Annotated in this window: 18 protein-coding genes and 1 riboswitch; of the genes, 4 read left to right on the top strand and 14 right to left on the bottom strand. The window is 64.3% G+C overall.

The annotated features are described in order from the left end of the window. Positions 1-65: 65 nt before the first annotated feature. From llg_RS20615 to llg_RS20595, 5 genes are all read right to left on the bottom strand, one after another. Positions 66-464, bottom strand: coding sequence for an ACT domain-containing protein (locus tag llg_RS20615; RefSeq protein ID WP_338286932.1), 399 nt, complete (start codon positions 462-464; stop codon positions 66-68). Then, positions 461-1,597, bottom strand: a complete 1,137-nt coding sequence (locus llg_RS20610) for a histidine decarboxylase (protein WP_338286931.1) — start codon at positions 1,595-1,597, stop codon at positions 461-463. The genes llg_RS20615 and llg_RS20610 overlap by 4 nt, the downstream gene beginning before the upstream one ends. A 60-nt stretch (positions 1,598-1,657) precedes the next feature. Then, on the bottom strand, positions 1,658-1,981 hold the full coding sequence (locus llg_RS20605; RefSeq protein WP_338286930.1) for a multidrug efflux SMR transporter: 324 nt from the start codon (positions 1,979-1,981) through the stop codon (positions 1,658-1,660). Positions 1,982-2,003: 22 nt separating this feature from the next. Further along, a riboswitch (guanidine-III (ykkC-III) riboswitch) is annotated at positions 2,004-2,068 on the bottom strand. A 28-nt stretch (positions 2,069-2,096) separates the two neighbouring features. Continuing rightward, positions 2,097-2,513, bottom strand: coding sequence for a hypothetical protein (locus tag llg_RS20600; protein WP_338286929.1), 417 nt, complete (start codon positions 2,511-2,513; stop codon positions 2,097-2,099). A 507-nt stretch (positions 2,514-3,020) separates the two neighbouring features. Next, a complete protein-coding gene (locus llg_RS20595) occupies positions 3,021-4,220 on the bottom strand; it encodes a GNAT family N-acetyltransferase (protein WP_338286928.1) in 1,200 nt (399 codons plus the stop codon). Positions 4,221-4,420: 200 nt separating this feature from the next. Between llg_RS20595 and llg_RS20590 the strand changes: the two genes are divergently transcribed. Then, positions 4,421-7,984 (top strand): hypothetical protein, encoded by a 3,564-nt coding sequence (locus tag llg_RS20590; protein ID WP_338286927.1) that lies wholly within the window; start codon positions 4,421-4,423, stop codon positions 7,982-7,984. Between the two features lie 663 nt (positions 7,985-8,647). Here the strand turns inward: llg_RS20590 and llg_RS20585 are convergent. After that, a complete protein-coding gene (locus llg_RS20585) occupies positions 8,648-9,280 on the bottom strand; it encodes a GNAT family N-acetyltransferase (RefSeq protein WP_338286926.1) in 633 nt (210 codons plus the stop codon). A gap of 157 nt (positions 9,281-9,437) precedes the next feature. Between llg_RS20585 and llg_RS20580 the strand changes: the two genes are divergently transcribed. Continuing rightward, positions 9,438-10,592: a hypothetical protein gene (locus tag llg_RS20580; RefSeq protein ID WP_338286925.1), complete on the top strand. Its 1,155-nt coding sequence runs from the start codon at positions 9,438-9,440 to the stop codon at positions 10,590-10,592. Between the two features lie 31 nt (positions 10,593-10,623). Here the strand turns inward: llg_RS20580 and llg_RS20575 are convergent, their stop codons facing one another. The 6 genes from llg_RS20575 to llg_RS20550 all read right to left on the bottom strand — a co-directional run bounded on the left by llg_RS20575 (position 10,624) and on the right by llg_RS20550 (position 16,840). Further along, complete coding sequence (locus llg_RS20575) at positions 10,624-11,325, bottom strand: sterol desaturase family protein (protein ID WP_338286924.1); 702 nt, start codon at positions 11,323-11,325, stop codon at positions 10,624-10,626. Between the two features lie 107 nt (positions 11,326-11,432). Continuing rightward, positions 11,433-11,852 (bottom strand): hypothetical protein, encoded by a 420-nt coding sequence (locus tag llg_RS20570; protein WP_338286923.1) that lies wholly within the window; start codon positions 11,850-11,852, stop codon positions 11,433-11,435. 61 nt (positions 11,853-11,913) lie between these two features. Beyond that, complete coding sequence (locus llg_RS20565) at positions 11,914-13,128, bottom strand: class I SAM-dependent RNA methyltransferase (RefSeq protein WP_338286922.1); 1,215 nt, start codon at positions 13,126-13,128, stop codon at positions 11,914-11,916. An 88-nt stretch (positions 13,129-13,216) separates the two neighbouring features. After that, positions 13,217-13,588, bottom strand: coding sequence for a hypothetical protein (locus tag llg_RS20560; protein ID WP_338286921.1), 372 nt, complete (start codon positions 13,586-13,588; stop codon positions 13,217-13,219). Positions 13,589-13,703: 115 nt separating this feature from the next. Further along, the gene (gene modB, locus llg_RS20555) at positions 13,704-14,375 is read right to left on the bottom strand and encodes a molybdate ABC transporter permease subunit (RefSeq protein ID WP_338286919.1); all 672 of its coding nucleotides are present in this window, start codon (positions 14,373-14,375) and stop codon (positions 13,704-13,706) included. Between the two features lie 98 nt (positions 14,376-14,473). Further along, positions 14,474-16,840 carry a hypothetical protein gene (locus llg_RS20550; protein ID WP_338286917.1) on the bottom strand — a complete coding sequence of 789 codons (2,367 nt, stop codon included), beginning with the start codon at positions 16,838-16,840 and terminating at the stop codon, positions 14,474-14,476. A gap of 286 nt (positions 16,841-17,126) precedes the next feature. Here llg_RS20550 and llg_RS20545 point away from each other — a divergent pair, with 286 nt between their 5' ends. Together llg_RS20545 and llg_RS20540 are read left to right on the top strand one after the other, a co-directional pair. Next, positions 17,127-17,921, top strand: coding sequence for an alpha/beta hydrolase (locus llg_RS20545; protein WP_338286916.1), 795 nt, complete (start codon positions 17,127-17,129; stop codon positions 17,919-17,921). Between the two features lie 45 nt (positions 17,922-17,966). After that, the gene (locus llg_RS20540) at positions 17,967-18,614 is read left to right on the top strand and encodes an HAD family hydrolase (protein ID WP_338286915.1); all 648 of its coding nucleotides are present in this window, start codon (positions 17,967-17,969) and stop codon (positions 18,612-18,614) included. Between the two features lie 4 nt (positions 18,615-18,618). Here llg_RS20540 and llg_RS20535 read toward each other — a convergent pair whose 3' ends face one another. Next, entirely contained in the window at positions 18,619-19,515 is an 897-nt protein-coding gene (locus llg_RS20535) for an alpha/beta hydrolase-fold protein (RefSeq protein WP_338286914.1), read from the bottom strand. A gap of 143 nt (positions 19,516-19,658) precedes the next feature. Further along, a complete protein-coding gene (locus llg_RS20530; RefSeq protein WP_338286913.1) occupies positions 19,659-20,918 on the bottom strand; it encodes an SGNH/GDSL hydrolase family protein in 1,260 nt (419 codons plus the stop codon). Positions 20,919-20,982: the final 64 nt, after the last annotated feature.

The raw sequence follows: 20,982 nt of genomic DNA, 5'->3' as shown, positions 1-20,982 counted from the left end.
ATCAGAGAAGAGTATTCAGATTGCCCCTCTTTCTGATCACTGCTCACTGATGACTCGGCACTTTTTCACGCATTCACCAGGCAGTCCGCGAGCAACACGCGGGCCTTCGCATTGTCGCTGGTGGAGAGGATGACGGTGGCCCAGCCTTGGTCGCGGCGGACGAAGCGGATGGCGCTGATGTTGATCTGGGGCTCGCGGAAACGGGCGGCCACGTGGGCGATGGCACCGGGCTGGTCCTGGATGCGGATGACGAGGACTTCCTCGCTCATGGCCTGGTAGCCCGCGGCGGTGAGGGCGCGCAAGGCGTCGTCGTAGGGTTCAGCTTCGAGGCGGATGACCGCGTGTTCGTGGTCGTCGGTCCCGTCGATCTGGAGGATGTTGATTCCCCGGTCGGCCAGCAGGCCGGTGACGTCCGCCAGCACACCGGGACGGTTGCCTGGGGTGATGATGAGGATTTCCTTCATGGTCCGGAGGGGACGGGGAGGCGCGAGGCCACGACATCCGCGATCACCCGGTCGATGGTGTCGCGGGTGACGTGGGGCATGGTGATGAGGTGGGCGATTTGTTCGTGCGGGGCGATCTGCCAGCGGCGGATCACCTCGTCCGCGGGGCGCGGAAAGACAACGGTGATGGAGTTCTCGTGCCGCCAGGACGGGATGCCAGCGGCTTCGAAGCGGGCGATGGCGTAGTCCGCCATATCCAGACAGGCGGCGACGCGCCTCCGCATGCCGTCCTCGCCCCAGCGCTGGAAGGCGCTCCAGAGCACGAGCGGGCCGAGCGCGCTGCGGCTGCCGAGGATGGTGGTGTCCATGACGCCGACGTATTCCACGCTGCGGGCGACCCGCTCGGTGTGGGCGCGGCGGGCGAGCACCACGCCGCAGGGGACAGGGCTGCCGACGAACTTGTGGCCGGACACGGCGATGGAGTCGATTCCGGCATCGAACCCGAAGGGCTGCGGACGCTCCACCCACGGCAGGATCATGCCGGAAAGCGCGGCATCGGCGTGGATGTAGGCGCGGGAAATGGCGAGCTCCTTGAGCATCGCGCGGATCTTCCGGAGGTCGTCGACCGCGCCGTGCATGGTGGTGCCGATGTTGGCGAAAATGATCGGCGGCACGTCGCGGTGCAGGCGCAGGGTTTCGCGGAGATCGTCGTAGTCGATCTCCCCATTGTCCTGGCCGCGGATCATGATGCTGCGGGCATCGAGGACCCGGACGATCTTGGCGGCGGAGTAGTGGGTGTGCTCGGAGTAATAGACCACCCCTTCCGGATACAGTTCGCGGGCCAGATAGAGGCCGTAGAGGTTGCCCTCGGTGCCGCCGGAGGTGACGTAGCCCCAGGTTTGATCCAAGGGGGCACGGAGGTGCTTCTGGAAGGTGGCGATCACCTCGCGCTCGAAGGGGAAGGAGTTCTCCCGGTAGATGGAGTCCGCGAAGGGATCGCCGCAGTTGTTCAGCGGATAGCGCAGGAAAGGGGCGAGCTCGGGATAATTGAAATCCTGGCTGCACGGGTAGCCGACGAGGGTGTGGGAAACCTCCTCGATCCGGCCGAGGAACGCATCGAGCCGCGCCCGCGCCTCCGGTGGCAGCGGAGGCATCGGCAACGGATCGTGAACCTCGTCCATCAACCCCCACTATGCCTCATGACCGGCACGGGATCAATGCTGCGCCGTGGCTTTCAGGCCCATGATCGATCCGACCAGCAGCGCCAGGAACAGCGCGCGGAGCAGGGACATCGGCTCCTGATAGAGGAAAATCGAGGCGATGGCCGCGCCGGTGGCGCCAATGCCGACCCACACGGCGTAGGCGGTGCCCATCGGGAGCTGTTTCACCGCCGCGGAAAGCAGGACCATGCTGCCCGCGAGCGTGACCAGGAAGAAGGTGGTGGGGCCGGGGCGGGTGAAACCGGCGGTGGCCTTCAGGCTCATCGCCCAGCAGGTTTCAAGAATGCCGGCGAAAACGAGGGTGACCCATGGTGACATGACAGTACGAGTGTTCGTGGTTCGAACGTCGTCTTGTCTTGACCGGGTACGGCGTGCCTCGTCCGGGCGGAAAGGAGCTTCCGCGCCGCAGCTATCCGCCCGTTCGCAGGGTTTGTCAACCCTGCGGGCCGTTGGCCGCCGCGGCCAGGCTGCCGCGGATGAACGTTTCGAGCCGGATGTTCGCGGCCGCCACGAAGCTCTCCGCTTCCTGCTTCCGGGTCTGGCTGATCTCGATCTCGAACGCGCAGGGATCGGTGGTGGGGTAGGATTCCACCGCCTTCAGGCTGCGGGCGCGGAACCGGAGCTTGCTGGCGGAAATCCAGTGGTGGCGTAGCTCGATCGAGGCGATGTCGGTGAAGGGCAGCAGCTTCGACACCGAGCCCTTCGGCGTGGGGGCCACGCTTTCGGTCATGGCGTATTCGAAGCGGATGCCATCCGGCTCGACGGACGCGATGCCCTCGATCCGGGCGAACCGCTGGAAGGGTTCCTCGCAGAAGAACCGGAGAGTAGGGGACGCAGCAGGGAGATTCATGGCGACAAGGGGATTTGCCAGGGATGAACGAGGTTAAAATGGCATGTCTAACCATTATGGTGTGACATGCATTTAATGCGCGATGGGTTACAGGAATGATATGGGTGAGGGGAAGCGATTTAACCGGCTTCTTGAAAATTTCACACGGATCTTACTCCGCGGCAGGCCTTGAAACTACCGGTTTTACACGCCCTTAACGCGTTTACGTGATCGCGTGGGAGCGAATGCTAAACGAGCGTTTGGGTAAACATTGGCAGCAATTTCGGCCATAACTCGAACCGCTGGTTCGGGATATACGTGAAACCGCGTACGTGAGCGGTGTTCTTTGCCTATGGATCAGGCAAGAGTCATGCCAAATACGGGTCAGCTGGTGTCTCGCCCGATGGCTGGGATTCAGGGAAGCGGTGGAACCGGATGAATGGAAACGGCGGCACCGTGCCGACGGCATCCCTGTGTGGAATGCGCCCCAAGCAGGTCAGGAAGGGCAGGCGGGGCTGGCTGATTCCTTCAGCGTGCCTTCACCGTGAGGACGGTGGCATAGCGGACGAAGCCGAGCACTTCGGCGAGCCTCATCGCGGCAGGGTCGTTTTCCGGGATAGTGACTTGTGGGATCTGGCCGTCCTTGAGCACGCGGCTCATGGCGTGGGCCAGGGCGCTGCGACCGTAGCCACGGGCGCGGTAGTCCGGATCGGTGATCAGGCGCAGCGGCGCGATGGCTTCGTCGGAGGGGTCGGCGGTGGCCATCGACACCAGCAGACCATCGGTGAAAACGCCCGAGCGCGGCAGGTGGCCGTCATCGCAGCCGCCGCGGAGCCATTCATCGTGCGGGCATGCGCGCTTGAACGAGGTCAGGCGGTCGTCGTCGTGATGGTCGAGCGCGCGGGCGCGGTGGCGGGAGCGCGGCGCGGACTTGGTGTAGCCGAGGAAAAACGGACCGGAAACCTCGTAACCGGCGGCGGTGAGCGCTTCGGCGGCTTTGGCTGGCGAGCCAACGGCGAGGAGACGGCGGAACTCGGTGCGGCGGGTGGGATGGACGCGGGCGATGGCCGCGCCATCGCGGAAGAGGATGGTGGTTTCCTCCGGAGCGTTCTCATCCGGGATGAGGGTGAGGGCGTCCGCCAGCAGTTCGGAGGGGCGGCAGCCGAAGTAGGCGGCCCACCAGGCATTCGCGGTGCCGAGGAAGCCGCCGCGTCCGCCGGTGAGATCCAGCGTCATCAGGTGTTCGTCGTAGTAGACCCCGGCATTGGAGAATGCCTCGGGTTCGGTGCCACGGGATTGGAAGCCGAGGCTGTCGAAAAGCTGGAGGGCTGCCTTTTGGGCGGTGACGACCGCCAGGTTGACACGGCGCAGGCCAGGGTCCGACTTCGCCCGTTCCAACGCGGCGGCGACCAGGGCCCGGGCGTGTCCCTGGTGACGGTGTTTCTGGACGACGAAGAGGCCGCTGAGAAAGGCGCGGTGTTTCTCGTTTTCCGGCGAGTAACGGGACAGTCGCAGGATGCCACAGAGCTCACGTCCGGAGAAGGAGCCGAAAAAGCACTCGTCGCGGTCGGCACGGAGGTGGGTGGCCATTTCCTCGAGGGTGGGCTCGTCGACCGGTTGCGCGCTGAACGCGGGAGGTTGCTCCCAAAGGGATTGCAGCCGCACCGCCCGGTAAAGCGCCGCGTCGTCCGGGGTCAGGATGCGAACGGAGACAGCGGACGGAGTCATGAATGATGTGTCGATTGATGCGTCATGGAGATGAGCGTATTGCATGCCGAGTTTCCATAACTGGTTGGAACGCAAGACCACCGTGGGCCGCTTGAGAACAGGGCCGTTTGGCTGGACTTTGGTTCGCCATCACCGATGCCCGGTTCCGTTTTCATACGGCGCTCGTGTCCGGAGCGATGGATGCATGCATGCCCGTTCCAATGAAAGTCTTAAACCAACGTCCGGCTCGTTTTCGCCGCACCCGCGGCTTCAGCCTCATCATCACCCTGCTGATGATGGTGCTTCTGGCTACCATCGCGCTCGGTCTGCTGGGCCTTTCTTCGATCACGCTCCGGGCTGCGGCCCGGGAATCCGCCATGTCCACGGCCCGCGCCAACGCGCGCCTGGCGATGATGATGGCACTGGGCGAACTTCAGAAGCAGCTTGGTCCCGACCAGCGGGTGAGCGCTCCGGCGTCCGCGCTCCAACCGGCCGTGCCAACGGTGCATGGGGATTGGAAGAACGCCACCGTGGTTCTGAAGCGGACGGAGGACGCATCCTTCAATCCCGCGGAAAGCCCGAAGGAAAAGATCAAGCGCGAGTTCAGCGGCTGGCTGGTGTCCGGGGAGCCCACGGTGACTTCGACGGTGGAGTCCGCCGGCTCCGGGATCACCGGGCAGGGGCTGACCGTGGTGCGGAGCAATGGCACCGCGTCTCCGGAGGTCAAGGCAGGTGCCGTGACGGTGTCCACCGGGGCCAATCCGGGGCGATACGCCTGGTGGGTGGAGGATGTGGGCACCAAGGCCTCGCTCGGATTGCCCCGCCAGCAGGATACCGCCCTGGCGGCCCTGTCGCCGGACCGCATGGATCCGCGGAAGATCACCGGCTTGGAAAGTGCTCCAGGAAAGGATTCGCCGCTATGGGACCGGCTGGCGTCCACCGGCACCAGTGAATTGGTCACTTCCGTGCCCGAGAAATCACGCGGTGGAAGCCGCTCCGTGGCCGCCGTGCACCGTGGGGTGCTGACGGACACCACCCGTGGACGCTTGCGCCGGGACCTCAGCGTGGCGCTGGCGGGCAGCCGCTCGTCGATGGAAACCCTCCTCGGCGAGAAGGTCTACGAGCCGGTGACCACGGGCGGAAGCGATCCGGGCGGTCCTTATTGGGAGCAACTTCGCCAATATTACCAATCCGGGCCTGCCACCACCCTTACGGTGAAGCGCCAGACGAAGGATCAGGAAGGCTATTATCCGGTGATCGCCGGGGTGACGGAGATGTATGGCATTTCCAATACCAACGGCTTCGCGCCCTCCGCCGCGCCGAATCCGAATCTGCCGCCGGGTTGGTACAACAATGGTGCCGGCGGCCAGCCGAACTACGTGATGACCTTCCACATGTCGCCGGTGGTGAAGTTGTGGAATCCTTACGATCGTCCGCTCAATGCGCCCAACGGCCTGACCGTTTCGGTGGCGAACGGCAACGCCCAGCAGGCCTCCGCGGGGGGCGACGAGTCCTATCAGGATGTGATCCTGTGGGGGACGTTCAACGCGAAGGCGCGTCCGCCGAAGACGATGCGTTACGAGCACCGCTACTTCATCCCCGCCCACACCTTGCAGCCGGGTGAAACGAAGGTGTTCGCCCTCAATCAAAACCGCTTCCTCGATCTCGACGGGACCTACGTGGCCTATCGTGCGTCGGGTTCGCCCGCGGCCGACATGGGTGCCAAGACCGTGGTGACGAATTCCAGCGGCAGTGGCTGGATACTCGGTGAACTGGCTGATGTCACGAACAGCGGATTCCCGGGCTATTCCTTCTGGGACATGATGCTGACGATCCGGGACGTCCCGCCGGCCCGCCAGAACACGCTCAATTGGCAGGGTGGCCGCGCCTTCGGCGGCACTGGCGCGAACTACGCCGGTGACATCCAGGTGTTCGACTCGGTCAGCGCGTCCGGTCGTTTCTTCCAAGTGGTCCCGCATCCGTTCACGACTTGGAACGTGAAGTTGTTCGAGGGCCGTCGCGAGCGCCCCGCCACCGGCCAGGCCGACCCGGAAGCGCCGCTGGTGAACATTCGCAACGTCAACACCGACACCACCGGTTTCCAGCGTCCGTCCAGCGGCAGCCCGTTCTACATCAATCCCGATCCGCGCACGTATCCGCTGTTCATCAGCACCGGAGCGAACGAGCTGTGGGCCCGTCGTTTCACGCTGAAGCAGGCGCAGAACGATGGCGACGGCAACAATGTCATCTACAACGCCGCGGGCAGCCGCACCAAGGACGCGAAGTGGCTCGCGAATTTCAACCCGCGCTCGCCCACGGTCGGCTGCTGGCCGTCCGAGGCGAACAAGAAGTCGGGCACGTTGCCGACATCGAATCCTCCGGTGGTCATCGGGGATTTCACGGGGTCGCAGAATTCGGTGACCGTGAATGGCACGGCGAACGGACAGGGCGGGGGCGCAAATGGCCTGGGCTCCCCGGGCAACCTGCTCGGCGGTCTGGTGGCACAGCTTTCCTCCGTGACCCCGGAGGCGCTCTACCTGAACAAATCGATCGGGTTTTCCGATATCGGCGGGCCGGACAAGTGCGTCCTGTTCCAGTCCCCGGCGACGGGGGCGCCGGAGCGTTACTTCTTCTCGCTCGGCCAGTTGACCCACGCCAACCTCTGGATCGAGGATGGGCCGGGTTACGACACCGAGGTGCGGGTGAAGCGTCATTCCACCGAGGACTGGTTCGCCGACAATCTTCACCCGGCCTATCCGATAGGAAACTCGTACGCCGATCCGCGTCTCAAGGTCACCCAGAACCAGGGTCGCTACCAGGACCTCACGGTGGTGGACGATGGGAACACCTACAAATCCACCCAGCACGACCTGTCCTACTACTTGAATCGTAATTTATGGGACGGTCTGTTCTTCTCGGCCCGTAAGGCGGGAGGGACCTCGTGGAACAGCCGCTTTGAAGCGCTGTCGCCCACGCCGTTGAAGGAAGGCGAGGACGGTTTCCGCGGCAATGCCGCCGGGCTGCTGCTGGATGGTGCGTTCAACATCAATTCGACCGATCCCGAAGCCTGGGCTGCGTTCCTGGCGAGCACCTGTGATCTCACCATCGCCGGGCAGAATGTTCCAAGCGCTGCCTACGCCCGCGTGCTGACGTCTCCCAGCGGAGAGGTGACCGCCACCACGGCGGAGGATGGGCAGAGCCAGTATACCGGATTCCGTGGCTTGAAGCCGGACGAGATCCGTCAGCTTTCCGTGCAGATCGTCGAGCAGATCAAGGCGCGCGGTCCGGCGACCTCGCTGGCCGATTTCGTCAACCGCTCCGTGAACGACGGCGCGCCGATCGAACAGCGGGTGAAAGGCGCGCTGCAGGCGGCCATCGACGCGACCAGTATCAACGCCAAGCTGCGTGGCACCTCGGGCAACCGGGTCATCGCGGAGGGGAACGTCGACAGCCTGTATGAAACCAAGGCCTTCGCCGGGGACATCGCCGCCTGCGCGCCGGGGTATCTCACCCAGGCGGATCTGCTGACCCGCCTCGGCGGCGCGATCTCCGCCCGCTCGGATACTTTCGTGATCCGCAGTCGTGGCGAGGCGCTCGATGCCAATGGCAAGGTGGAGGCGGTTGCCATGCTGGAGACGACGGTCCAGCGCATGCCCGGCTACCTCGATGACACCGTGGACGCCCGCACCGAGTATGCCTCGCTTGCCGTGGGTTCTCCGGCCCGGCTTTTCGGCCGTGCCTTCCAGATCGTCTCCACCCGCTGGCTGAACAGCCGCGACATCTGATCCGTTTGTTTCATTCCAATCATTGCACGTCATGTACCGTACCCTTGTTGCCCTCGCCTTTTCCGTCCTGCCTCTGTGGGCGGCGGAGTTCAGCGTTTACCTCACGCCTCCGGAAATGAATGCCAACGGCCGCGGTCTTTCCGCCGTGTCCGATCTGAACATCGATGTGGACGGCGTGGCCATCCCGGTCGAGCTGGTGGAAGGAAGGCAGTCGATCACCTACCCCTGCAAGGCCGGGGCCGAGGTGGCGTTTTTCCGTGTCACCAACGACGACAAGAAGACCCGCGTGCCGGTGGTCTCCACGCAGATCCCCACGGGCGTGGAGAAGGGGCTGCTGGTACTCGCTCCCAGTGCAGGTGGCTACAAGGTGACTCCGTTCTGGTTCTCCTCCTCGGACCTCCGGAATGGCAGCGGGATCTTCGTGAACCTCACCAGCCGCGAGCTCGGCATCGTGGCCGGGGAGAAGAAGATCCAGCTCGCGCCTGGCAAGCGCTGGAGCCTCGAGGGACGCTTCACCGGCAATGAGATGCTGGTCCCCACCCACGTGCAGATTTACGCCCGCAAGCCGGAGGCAGAGTCCGGCCTGGTGCGGATCCTCGATCGCCAGGTGGGCGTGCCGAAGGACGACACCGGCATCTACATGATCCTGCCGAAGCAGGAGGATTACGTGACGCTTCTCACGCTGGAGTGCAGCGGGCTGCGGGATGTCCAGGCGAAGGAAGCGCTCGGGAAGAAGCTCAATCCGAAGGGGGACCAAGCGAACCAAGGCGCGCCGGTCACCGGCATGAACGCCGCGCTGTAAGGCGCGCGGGCGAGTTCCTTCCGCATCGGAATATAGGTCAGCGAGATGCCGTCCGGGAAATGGATCAGCCGTTCCGGGGCGGCGGTGAAGCCTTGGCGTTCATAGAACGGCACGGCATCGGTGGCGGCGGAAACCGTCAGTTCGCGGAGGCCGAGGCCATCGGCATGGCGCTGCATGGTCTCCATCAAGGCGGTGCCGAAGCCGCGCCGGAAGGCCCGCGGGTGCACGAAGAGGGCGGGAATGTGGCCATCGCTCTCGTCGAGTTCGGCGAAGGCGGCGATGCTCTCTTCATCCTCCAGGACGTGGACCTGGTGCCGCTCGATCGCCGCGAGCAGGTCGCTTTCGGTGAGTCGATCCGCCCATTCCATCAGGCGGCATCCGGCGTAGGAGGTGCGCGCCAGATGCCGGAGCGCCTCGCGCTGGCAGGTGAGGATGGCGGGCGCGTCGGAGGCCTCGGCGGTTCGCGGGTTCAGAGAATGTCGCACCAGGGTCATGGGGGTGACTTGGAGTGGTCATGTTGTATCTTCCGGCATGGGCGATTGCATGCTTTTTCCACAACTTCGCCCGGCTTTTCCGCGCTGCCGGCCTTGTGGCGCAATGGGTTTTCATTCCGGACTGTTAAATTCCAAGGGGCCCGCTACAACGCCGCGCATGAAGCCGTTCATCGCCGCGCTGGTGTTGCTGGTTGCTCCCTGGGCCATGGCCGAGCCCGCCGCTCCCGACATGCAGGCCCGTTTCCTCGCCGGCCAATCGGTGGCCGGATCTCCCTTGGAAGAGCTGAGCCGGGAGGCCTCGTGGCAGCAGCACTCGAAGGACTTCCAGAAAGCGTGGCTGGACGTGGACAAGCGCCAGCTTTCGAAGATTTCGGAGTGGATGCCGCGGGTGGCGCCCTTTGCCTACGATGACAAGGCGCCGCTGTTCTACCTCTTCAGCGGCCCGGACTTCCTCTACGCGCACGCTTATTTCCCGAACGCGACGACCACCGTGATGTGCGGGATTGAGCCGGTGGGTGCCATCCCGGACGTGGCTGCGCTGACGCCCGAACAGCGTGCGACCTCGCTGCAGAACCTGCGGAAGTCGATCGGTTCGGCGCTGGACTTCAGCTTCTTCATCACCCGCTCGATGAAGTCGGATTTCCAAAACACGGCGCTCAATGGCACCACGCCGGTGCTCTATTTGTTCCTCGCCCACGCCGGTTGCCGCATCACCGGGGCGGAGAAGGTGTGGGTGGATCAGGCGGGTGAGCTGCAAACCCAGGCCAACAAGACGCCGGGGGTGAAGATCGATTACGTGGCGCCGAATGGGGCGAACCAGACGGTGTATTACTTCTGCTCCGACCTTTCCAACGAGGGGATCAAGAGCAGCCCCGGCTTCATCGCCTTCTGCAACAAGCAGGGCGTGGGCAACGGCTTCGCGAAGGCGGCGTCCTACCTGATGCACATGCAGGAGTTCTCCAAGGCCCGTGATTTCCTGCTGACCCGCACCAAGACGATCATCCAGGATGATTCGGGAATTCCTTACCGCTTCTTCAAGGACGCGGGTTGGAACGTCACGCTCGCAGGGCGGTATGCCGGGCCGATCGATCTTTTCAAGGAGCGCTATCAAGCGGACCTCCACGAGGCGTTCAAGGCGCAGCAGACGATCGAGCTGCCGTTCAGCGCGGGCTACCGCTGGCGTCCGAACGAGTCCTCGCTGATGATCGCCCGCCTGCCGCAGGAGGGAGAGATTCCGAAGGCCGTGATCGCGCCGCCGGTCCAGCCCGCGCCCGAGCCATCCGTGCCGAAGGCGGTGCCGGTGCAGGAGTGATCAGGCAGCGAGGACATTCCTGTCCTTGCTGCTATCGGCCGGTTGCGCGCTGGTAGCGATCCCAATAGCCGGGATCGAGCGTGCCGAAGAGCTGGTCCCACACCAGGGTGTAGAAGCCGAAGTTGCAGGCCGGGTGCTCGTGGTGCTCGGCGTGGAAGGTGCTGGTGCCGATGAGTCGCAGCAGCGGCAGTTTCCGGAGCCAGCGGGGAAAGGGCTCCACCCCGCAGTGGCCGAGTGAGCCGAAGAGCACGTTGAGCGCGAGATAGGTGGTGAGCGCGATCGGGTCGATCGGGTGCAGGCACAGGAACCCGATCATCAACGAGCCGAAGCCCACGACCTCCAGCGGATGGAGAACGAAGAGGCTCAGCGGGTTCACCACCTCGTGCCGGTGGTGGAAGAAATGGAACAGGCCGTAGAGCCAGCGCACATGGGCGACCCGGTGGAGGACGTACATCCCGAAATCCATCGCGGCGACCATCAGCAGGGTGTCCAGCAGCGCGCCCCACCACGGACGCGGCACCAATTGGATCACACCGTGTTTCCACAAGGCCCAGCCCGCCACGGAGACCAGCGCGTTGAGGAGGATCGTCACGCCCACGGCAGACAGCTCGAGGAGCTTGAACGGTTCCCAGCGGTCGAACAGGCGATGCCGGTGGAAGACCCGGGCGACCACGATGCAGAACAGCGCGGAACCGGCGACGATGCCGATGTTCAGCAACAGGAACGCGACCAAGGCCCCGCCTGTGTAGACGTCCCAATGCCGAAGACATGGCGGCAGGTTAGTGGAGGTGGTGACGGCCTGAAAGCTCCGGCTTCCAGAGGCTGGGAATGTCCAGGGCCTTATTCCAAGGGTTCCTGCATTCGATCCAGCATCTGGTCCAGATGTGCCAGGTTTTCCACGACGGGGAGCTGGACCTCACAGCACCATCCATTGCTGGAGACGATTCGGTGGTAGTTCCCTCCCACGAACACGGCCACTCCGGGATGGCTTGAGAACGCAAACCGCACATGACCTCCATCGCGGAAACGGATGATGCCACGTTGTCGCGGGAAGGAACCTGCGAGCGAGATCACCGGGGCTGGAGCACCGGAGTCGAAATCCATTTGTTTCGATGCCAGCAGGGCGGCTTCCTCGGTAGCGGTCAGCGAACGGGCCAGCCACTCCAGCCGAATTGCCCGGACGGCTTGTAGCCACCATGGAAGGGTGAGTAGTACGGTGAGTCCGGTAACGAGGGTGAGCTTGTGTCTTCCCGGTTTCATGTGGCCCATCACACACGAATTGTGTGAATAGCCGATGAAGCTGTGGGGAAAAACGAGCGCATCACCGCACGAACGTCATCACGCACTCCAGGTGGCGGGTGTGCGGGAAGAGGTCGAAGGGCTGGACGTCTTCCAGCTTGAAGCCCTGCTCCTGCATGATGGCGAGGTCGCGCACCTGGGTGGCGGGGTCGCAGGAGACGTAGACGACGCGGGCCGGAGCGAAGGCGGCGAGCTGGTCGAGGAACTCGCGGGTGCAGCCCTTGCGCGGCGGGTCGATCACCACCGCCGTCTCATTCGCGGGGAAGTCGATCTGCGCGAAGATGGCCTCGGCGCTGGCGGCGAGGAAAGTGGCGTTGGTGATGCCGTTCTTGGTGGCATTCCGCTGGGCCCACTCGGCGGCGGTCTCGGAGACCTCCACGCCCGCGACCTTGTCGAAATGCTTCGCCAAGGTGAGGGCGAACAGGCCGGAGCCGCAGTAGGCGTCGACGAGGTATTTCGTGCCGCCCGCCTTGGCTTTCTCCGCCACGTGGCCGGTGAACTCGGGCAGGATGTAGGGATTGTTCTGGAAGAAGTCCCCGGCGAGGAAATCGAAGGACACGTCGCCGACTTTCTCGGTGACCACTGCTTTCGGGTTGGTCTCGATGTGGCCCTCGGTGGCGCGGATCAGGAGGGTGGCACCGCGTTTGAAGGACTTCGCCTGGGCGCGGATGTCGGCACGGAGTTCCGGTAGGGCCTCGTTGATGGTGTCCATCGCGATCGGGCACTGCGGCACATCCACGAGTTGGGACCGGCGGCCCACCGCGAGGAAACCGATCTCGCCGATCGTGCCCTCGCGGGGCGGGGCGAAGTGCGGGGTGATCTTCGAGCGGTAGTTCCAGAGCTTTGGCGAGCCGTGGCAGGGATTCACCGGGAAGGTGACGCTGGCCATGTGTTTCATCAGCTCGCCCACCTGGCGGGTTTTCCATGCGAGCTGGGCGTCGTAGGTGAGGTGCTGGTACTGGCAGCCGCCACAGTCTCCGAAGAGCGGGCAGGCGGGTTCGGCGCGTTCCGGAGCCTTTTCGATCACCTCGACGAGATCCGCGTGGGAGCAGTTCTTGTCATTGCGGTAAACGCGGGCCTTCACCGTTTCGCCCGGCAAGCAGAAGGGGACGAACACCACCCAGCCATCGATCCGTCCGAGTCCTTGGCCGAGGTTACTCAGTGCATCGATTTTCAGCTCGATCTCCTGATGATACTCGAAGGGGGTAGGGACGAATTTTTTCGGCGGGCGGGGCATGGCAGGGCGGGAACGGGCGGCGGTTCGTAGGCGGTGACGCCGCGAATGGCCAGCACGGGAAACGGAAAGCGCCTCCCTGAGGCGGAAATCACTCGTTTGAGGTCGGCGGCTTGGCGATCACGCCCTGGTTGTTGCCGGCCTTCTGGGCTGCAGAGCTGCCGCGGAACTCCTTGTCCTCGGGAAGCTTGCTGGTGATATCCGGGGTGCGGAAGCCGGTGGTGTCGGCAGTGGGCACGGGCTTCATTGGAGCCGGGCCCATGGCGGGCAGGGAATTGTCCGCGGCGGCCTGGGCGGGCTTCGCCGGAGTGCCGTCCGGCAGATACATGTTTTCCTTGGTCTGATACTCCTTCGGAGCCTGGTAGATGATCACGCCGGGCTTGGCCGCGGACTCGCCGGTGCCTTTCTTGAACAGGGCACAGGAGGTCACCAGCAGGCAGGGAAGTAGGAGCAGGGCACGCATCGACGGGTCGGGAACGGGACGGGAACCTAGGAACGCGGGGGCCGCTTGACAACACGGAATGTCGGCGGGCCGGGATCCCATGGGTAAAACCGCCGCTGGCGGGATTCGCCGGTGCTCAGATCAATCCGCGGGTGCGGGTGAGGCGATTGGAGATCCATACCGCGAGGAAGGCGATCAGGGCGGAAATCCCCGCCAGCAGCCAGGCGCGGGAGTCGTCCCCGGTCTGGAAACTGCGGTAGATGGCCAGCGGCAGAGTTTCCGTCACCCCGGGAATCAAGCCCGCGACCATGACCGTGGCCCCGAATTCCCCCAAGGCCCGGGCGAACGCCAGCACGATCCCGCCGAGGATCCCGCGGCGGGCGAGGGGGATGCTGACCCGGTAGAACACCTGCCACGGGGTTTTGCTCAGCGTGGCGGCGGCTTCCTCCAGATGGCGCGGGATTTCCTCGAAGGCGGTGCGGATGCAGCGGACCAGAAGGGGGAAGGACATCACCGCGAGGGCGATCACCACCGCCTTCCACGTGAACACGATGGGAATGCCGCAGGTTTTCTCCAACCAGCCGCCGAGCGGGCCGCGCCGCCCGAAGAGTTTCAGCAGGATCAGGCCGGTGGCTACGGGAGGCATCACCAGCGGTAAGGTGAGGAAGGTCTCGACCCAAGATTTGCCGGGCCAGTCCTTCCGTGCCAGCCACCAGCCGACCGCCAGCCCCGCCGGCAGCGACCCGATCACCGCCAGCCCGGCGGTGCCGAGCGTGAAGAGGATCAGTTGGCCATCGGCGGAGGTCATGAAGCGTGGGGCGACTGTAGCCCCGGATCGCCGCCGCGACGGAGCGAAATCACCACGGGCGGGTGTGAAATGCCGTCATCACGAAAATGAAACCCGGATCAAAGGCTGAGCCGGTAGAAGGCTTGCTCTTCGGGGGCCTCCTCGTCGAGGTAGTCGATATGTCCGCTGCTGTCCGTGACGGCTGATCCCAAGGTGGTCCAGGTGCTCAGGTTCGTGGAGCGCTGGATGCGGTATGAAGTCGAGGGAGCTCCTTGCAGGTTGACGCGTGTGATCCCCACGGTGACCGGAGCGATGCCTGCGAGCCGCGGCGCACCCCAGAAAGTGGGATCGGCGACGATGTTCCGGACGCGTGCGCCGTAGATCGGAAGAGCGGGCGAGAAGCTGCCATCCGAGCCATACCAGTGGACACTGTCGCCCGCCACCGTGCGGGGGAAATCGCGGGTGTCGATGGTGCGGATGCGGTCCGGATCGGATGCGGCCACGTTGCGGATGGCCTGCCGCACCCTTTCGATGTTGCCGGTGCGGGATTCGCTGAATGTCGGAAGACCACCGCCGTTGGCGAGGGTCCATCCGGTGGCAAGCTCGGGGTGTTCGCGGGTGGGACCGGTGCTGGTGGCGATCGCCTGCCCGTCCATGCGCAGCACCCAGTTCCTGCCTTCCTTCCGGAGAACGCAGGAGCCGTTCGTCCACTGGTAGGGGAAGAAGTAGTCGTATTTATCCTGGGTGGAGGTGATCACGTAGTGGCCGTTGGCGGCTGCTCCGGGGCCGGTCAGGCCGCTGAGGGTGAAGTCTCCGCAAGCGGGGTAGGTGCGTAGGGTCGGGTCGTAATCGACCAGGCAAAGGATGGTCCTCATGTCGTCTCCCCGATCCGCCTTGTGGAAGCCGAGGAGGGCGCGGAGAAGGAATTCATATCTGAATGCTTCGAATTGGTACTCCGTGTCGCTCTCGCCTTGATTCCAGATCAACAGGTTCCGGGTATGGGCGCGGACGATCGGGTTGGTGGGAAGCGTGTCCTTTCCGATTTGCCACGAATCCAGGTATCTCAATCCGCGGATGGGAGTCGCGAAGGCGGCCTCGGAGTTCAGCTTGCGGTTTTGTTCGAGGCTGGCCGTGGCTGCCAGCGAGTTGACCAGCCAGTTGGAAATGGGGGTTCCCCCGTAGCTGGCGTTACGCTGGTTGGCGGTGATGCCGGGAAGCCCGCCCACCCCATCTGGGCGGCCGAAGGCGGCCTCGCTGGTTTGGATCGTGGAGTTGCTCTGGCCGGTGGTGAGCACTCCGATGGGAGTCACGATATTGCGCAGCAGGGTGGAGCAGAGCAGGGCATGGATTTGTTCCAGCGGGAGGGCGGCGATTTCCTGTTTGGTGCCGTAGAGCATCAGGAAGCCATATTGGATGCCGGGATCGGGCCCACCGAGCGTAGGGCCAACGATGCGCCAATTGGCCGGACTGCCATATGAAGCCAGCGGAAACACGGTGGGGGCATCCCGCAGGGCCTTGCCGTTGTGGACCGCGTGCTTCCGTGCTTCGCCGATGCTCCGGTAGGACAGGGTCAACGTCGGCGATGATACCGGTGAGGCCGTCAGGCACTGGTCTCCTCCATCATAGGCGCTCGTGCCCGAGGCATAGCCACTGGCGACTTCTTGCACCAGGGGAGCATAGATCACGTTCCGGTTCGCGTCGGATGGTCGCTCGGCGGTGAGCGCGAAGCCCATCACCGGCATGCCGGCGGAGGTCTGGAGGAGCAAACCGGGAAGATTGGGGGAGCCGTAGGAGGGCATGTTGCCGCCGAAAATGCCGCCCGCGGGTGGTGTGCCGGGGATCCGGAACAGGCAGCCGAACATGGCATTGTCCTGGGGGCGGTAGGGGAATCCCATCGTGATGTACTGCGATTGGGGGCCGCCGATGCTGTAACCGAGCGAGGTGCCGTATTCCCCGTAGCTCGTGCCCGTGATGACCCAAGGGGTGTCCACCCGGTTCGAGGCGGGAATGGAGGTGGGATATCCGCCCCCTCCCAGTGGCACTCCGGCCCCGTGCCTGGTGCCGAAGGGCACATACATCAGGCGGCTCCAGAGTCCCATGGCCTTGGCGGCGCGGGTGAATTCATCGAGCTCGATCCGGGCGTCCGGGTTGGACACGGAGGTTTTCGAAAGGCGCGTCCGGGTATCGGAATCGAGGACCTCGCAATCGCCGGTCCATGCGATCACCGGTCCGCCGCTCCGGTTGGTGGCGGAAACGCGGCATTTGAGAACGCCGCTGACCGACGGTACGGTGAGGGTCAGGGAGGTGGCTCCAGTCAGCGGGGTTCCATTGATGAACCATTGGTAGCCGTAGGTCGGCAGATTGCTCCACAGGCCGCGATTGGCGGTGATTTTGTTGCCGATGGACGCGCTGTCCTGCACTGATGGCGGGATCAGGTTGACCGGCGGTCCGGCGGCCAGGACCCCGGTCGCCGAGGCGATCCACATGAGGAGAAAGAGAATGGGAGAAGCGGGAAGCCGGAAAAACATGACGGGGAGCACGGTCGGTGGCTTGCGGGATCGGGCTACGAGGCGCGGAAGGTGAACCATTCCGGCGGTTTTTCCACCCGGAAGTTCCCGCTTGCCCGGGACGGAGGATTTCCGAGCATGCGGGATGCTCCGGAGGTCTGGTGTTCCCGCGTACCTGTTGCTTGTCCTGCCTTGTTTCGCCGATCCAGCGGGGGTGGTGGTAACGAGGGATCTGGCCTACGCGGATACGGACGATCCGCACCAAATGCTGGACCTTTACCTTCCGGAGAAGCGTAAGGACGACAAACCGCTGCCGCTGGTGATCTTCATCCACGGCGGGGCGTGGCGGGCCGGGGACAAGTCGGAGGGGGCGAAACTGCTGCCGGGGCTGGTGGCGGGCGGTGACTATGCCGCGGCCTCGGTCGCCTACCGTTTTACCGACCAGCAGCCGTGGCCGGCGCAGATCCACGATTGCAAGGCGGCGGTGCGTTACCTGCGCGCGCATGCGAAGGAGCATGGGCTGGATCCGGACCGTTTCGCGGCGACGGGTGTTTCCGCGGGCGGGCACCTGGCGCTGTTGATCGGATTGGATGGCGATACCCGCACGCTCGAGGGGGATCTCGGACACGAGCCCACGGTGAGCAGCAAGGTGAGTTGCGTGGCGAATTGGTTCGGGCCGGTGCAATTGGAGACGATGACGTGGCAGGGCAAGATGTTCAAAGGGGCGGACGCGATCGACCCGCAGGACCAGCTTTTCCCGCCGGGCAAGGACCGGTTGACGCTCCAGCGCCAGGCTTCTCCGGCGACCTACATCACGGCGGGCGATCCGCCGGTGTTCACGGCCCATGGGACGAAGGACCCGCTGGTGCCGTTCGCGCAGGCGGAGTTGTTGGACGAGCGGCTGAAGAAGGCCGGGGTGAGCTCGTATCTGGAAAAAATCGAGGGCGGCGGGCATGGCTTCGCGAGCGAAGAGCTGAACAAACGGTTGGCGGCCTTCCTCGGGCGTTTCCTGCGGGGCGCGACGGAGGAGATCCCGGTGACCCCGATTCCGGTGAAGTGAGCAGGCTGGGCTGGCGAAATACCTGATCGCGGCGATGGTGCGGCCATGCTGAAAGCGATCGTCTTCGACCTCGACAATTGCCTGGCCGCCGCCGATGAGCCGGGGCGGGCGCTGCTTGACCCCTTGTTCGAGGCGATCCGGCGGACGAACCACGGGCGTTTTTCCGAGGGAGAGCTGGCGGCCATCGAGTTCGATTGCTGGAGGCAGCCGTTGGATCACGTGTTCGAGAAGCATGGCTTTCCCGAGGAGATGCGGGCCGCGGCGTGGGAGGCGAACCAGGCGATCCGGGTGACGGTGCCGATGACGGGCTACGGTGACCTGCACCTGCTGGCGGAGCTTCCTGTGCCGCTGTTTCTGGTGACGGCGGGGTTCGAGGGGTTGCAGCGCAGCAAGGTGGCTGCTCTTGGGCTGGACCGCTACTTCAAGGAGATCCACATCGACGCGGTGGACCTGCCGGGGAGGATCGGGAAGAAGGGGCTGTTCGAGGAGATCCTGCGCCGCCACGGCATCGCGCCGCTGGAGGCGCTGGTGGTGGGGGACAACGCGGATTCCGAAATCGCGGCCGGGAACGCGCTGGGGATTCCCACGGTGCAGACGCTGCGGCCCGCCGTGCCGCGCACGGACACGGCGCGGCATCACGTGGACGGGCTGGCGGAGTTGCTGGCGTTGGTCGGGAAGCCCTTCCTCGCCTGAAGGCTCAACTCTTGAAGACGAGCTGGGCGAAGTGATGCAGGGAGGCGGCCCAGTGGGCACCGTCGTGGCCGTGGTCGTCCACGTGCCAGATGTGGGGCACGTTGCTTTCCTTTAGATACTCGTGGAAGGGGCGGCTGATCGAGATGAGGCCGTCCTTGTTGCCGCAGGAGAGGAAGATGAGGGAGAACTTCCCGGCATCCTTCTTCGCGTCCGGCAGTAGTTCGCGGGGAGGCTTGGTGTTCGGGGCGGAGGAGAAGCCGCCGATCCAAGCGAAGATCTCGGGGTGGGTAAGGCCGAAGTTCAGGGTCTGGCCGCCGCCCATCGAAAGACCCGCCAGCGCGCGGTGGTCGCGGTCCGTGGCGACGCTGTAGTTCTTCTCGATATGGGGGATGATGCTGCCGAAGAGATCCTTGTCGAACTCGCCGAAGGCGGGGGCCTGGCGGAAGACGTCGCCCTCCGCGCGGTCGTTCTTCTGCGCGCGGCCATTCGGCATCACGAGGATCATCGGCACGGCCTTTTTGTCCGCAATCAGATTGTCGAGGATCGCGTCCGGGGAGGCGAGCCGCGGCCATTCGGTTTCATCGCCGCCGATGCCGTGGAGCAGGTAGAGCACCGGATAGCGGGTGTTCTTGCTGTAGCCGGGTGGCGTGTAGACGGTCATTTTTCGCGTGGTGCCGACGGATTTTGACTCGTAGGAAATGAGTTCAGTTTTGCCATGCGGGATGCCGTCGCGGCGCTTGTTGAAGCCTGCGGGCGGAGCGGGGAAGGCGGGTTTGTCGTCGGGTTTCAGCTCCGCCTTGCCGATGCGGTTTTCGATTTGCTTCGAATCCGGTTCCTGGGCGTGGAGCGGAGAAAGGCATGCCAAGAGACTGGTGGCGAGAAAGAGGGAGTGTTTTTTCATGCAATGAATGTCCAAGAATGAACATGGTTATGCGTGGCTGCCAAGAGGGAATTCGGCAGAGGGGAAGCGAATTTCATCCCCGAAGAGGGAAAGCTGGAGCTTCCCCCTACATCCTGAAAGCAGAGCTTTCAGCCACGCTGTTGTTACTCTTTGGCCGCCGTCTTTTTCACTTCGAACGCCACCGGCACCGGGCGGGCCATGTCCCGCTGGAGCGCCACGATCTCGCCTTCGATTGCCCGGGTCCGGGCGATGAGCTCCTCCTTGCCGGAATCCTTCGGGAGCAGCGAGGATTCGGAGGCTGAAATGGCTTCGAGTTCATCACGCACGTTTGTCAGCGCGGCGGTGAGCTGGCCCTGGATCTGCCACGGGCCACCGGGTTCGCCGGGCACCGCGCTGGCGCTGGCGATATTGATGCCCTTGGCCAATTGCTGCTCGTTCCACTTGCCGATGCCGCGACCATCGGCGGTGATTTCATAAGTGCCGGGGGAAAGGCCGGCGATCGTGAGCTGGTAGCGGTTGAGATCCTCGGAGAGCGGGATGTGCCAGCCCATCAGCACCCAGAGCGGAGAGAGATTGAAGGGCAACCGGTCATCGAGGCGGGTGAATTTGAAGCTGTCCGGAGCCATGGCGACATTGCCGATCTTGCAAGCCTCTTGGCGTACGACCATGCCGAGACGCGCATCCATCATGGCGGATGATGAATCGGCGGGTGCTCCGAGGCCCTTGAGCATGGCCCAGGCCATCGCCATTTGGCCGAGGTCGTTCAGATGCACGCCGTCCGGGGTGTGGAGCAGCGTGTGTTTGGCGGGGTCTTTTTCGTTGGCATTCGCCGCGATCACCCGCCGCTGGACCTCGCGCATGGGGCGCATGAGATCGATGGTCCCGGCGTGCCGCTCCTTGGCGAGGGCCAGCCCTTTGTCGCACATTTGCTGGAGAAATCCTTTCTCCGCCTCGTCCGGCGGGATGGAGGTGATGGCGGCGGAGCAGATGAAGACGCGGATGCCTTTTTCCTGGCAGCGGGTGATGATCTTATCGAGGCCATCGAGATAGGCGGCCTCGTGTTCAGAATCGGCCTTGGTGCCCCATCCGATGTCATTGATGCCGTAGGCGACGGTGAGGACGGTCACGTGCTGGTCGAGCACGGCGTTCTGGAGCCGCTCGAGGGCTGCTTGGGCGGTTTCTCCGCCTCTGGCCACATTGAGGAACCGGATCTTCCGCTCCGGAAAACGCATCAGCGTGTAGTCCTCGACGATCTTCGAGTAGTTCCGGGCCGCGGTGATGCTATCGCCCAGGAAGGCCACGGTATCGCCGTCCTGGAGGGCGAAGCCGGATGGATTCGCTTCCGCTCCCGTGGAAACCGCGGGCGCTGTCAGCGCGATGATGGCAAGGAGAAGGGGTCGCATGGTGGTGGAGACCGCACACGGACGGTCTCCACCTCTTCGTGTGGAATCCCTCGGAAATTTCAGA

It is taken from the genome of Luteolibacter sp. LG18, assembly GCF_036322585.1.
Taxonomy (GTDB): Bacteria; Verrucomicrobiota; Verrucomicrobiia; order Verrucomicrobiales; family Akkermansiaceae; genus Luteolibacter.
The sequence above is the reverse complement of the archived record's forward strand: the minus strand, read 5'-3'. Positions and strand labels throughout refer to the sequence as shown.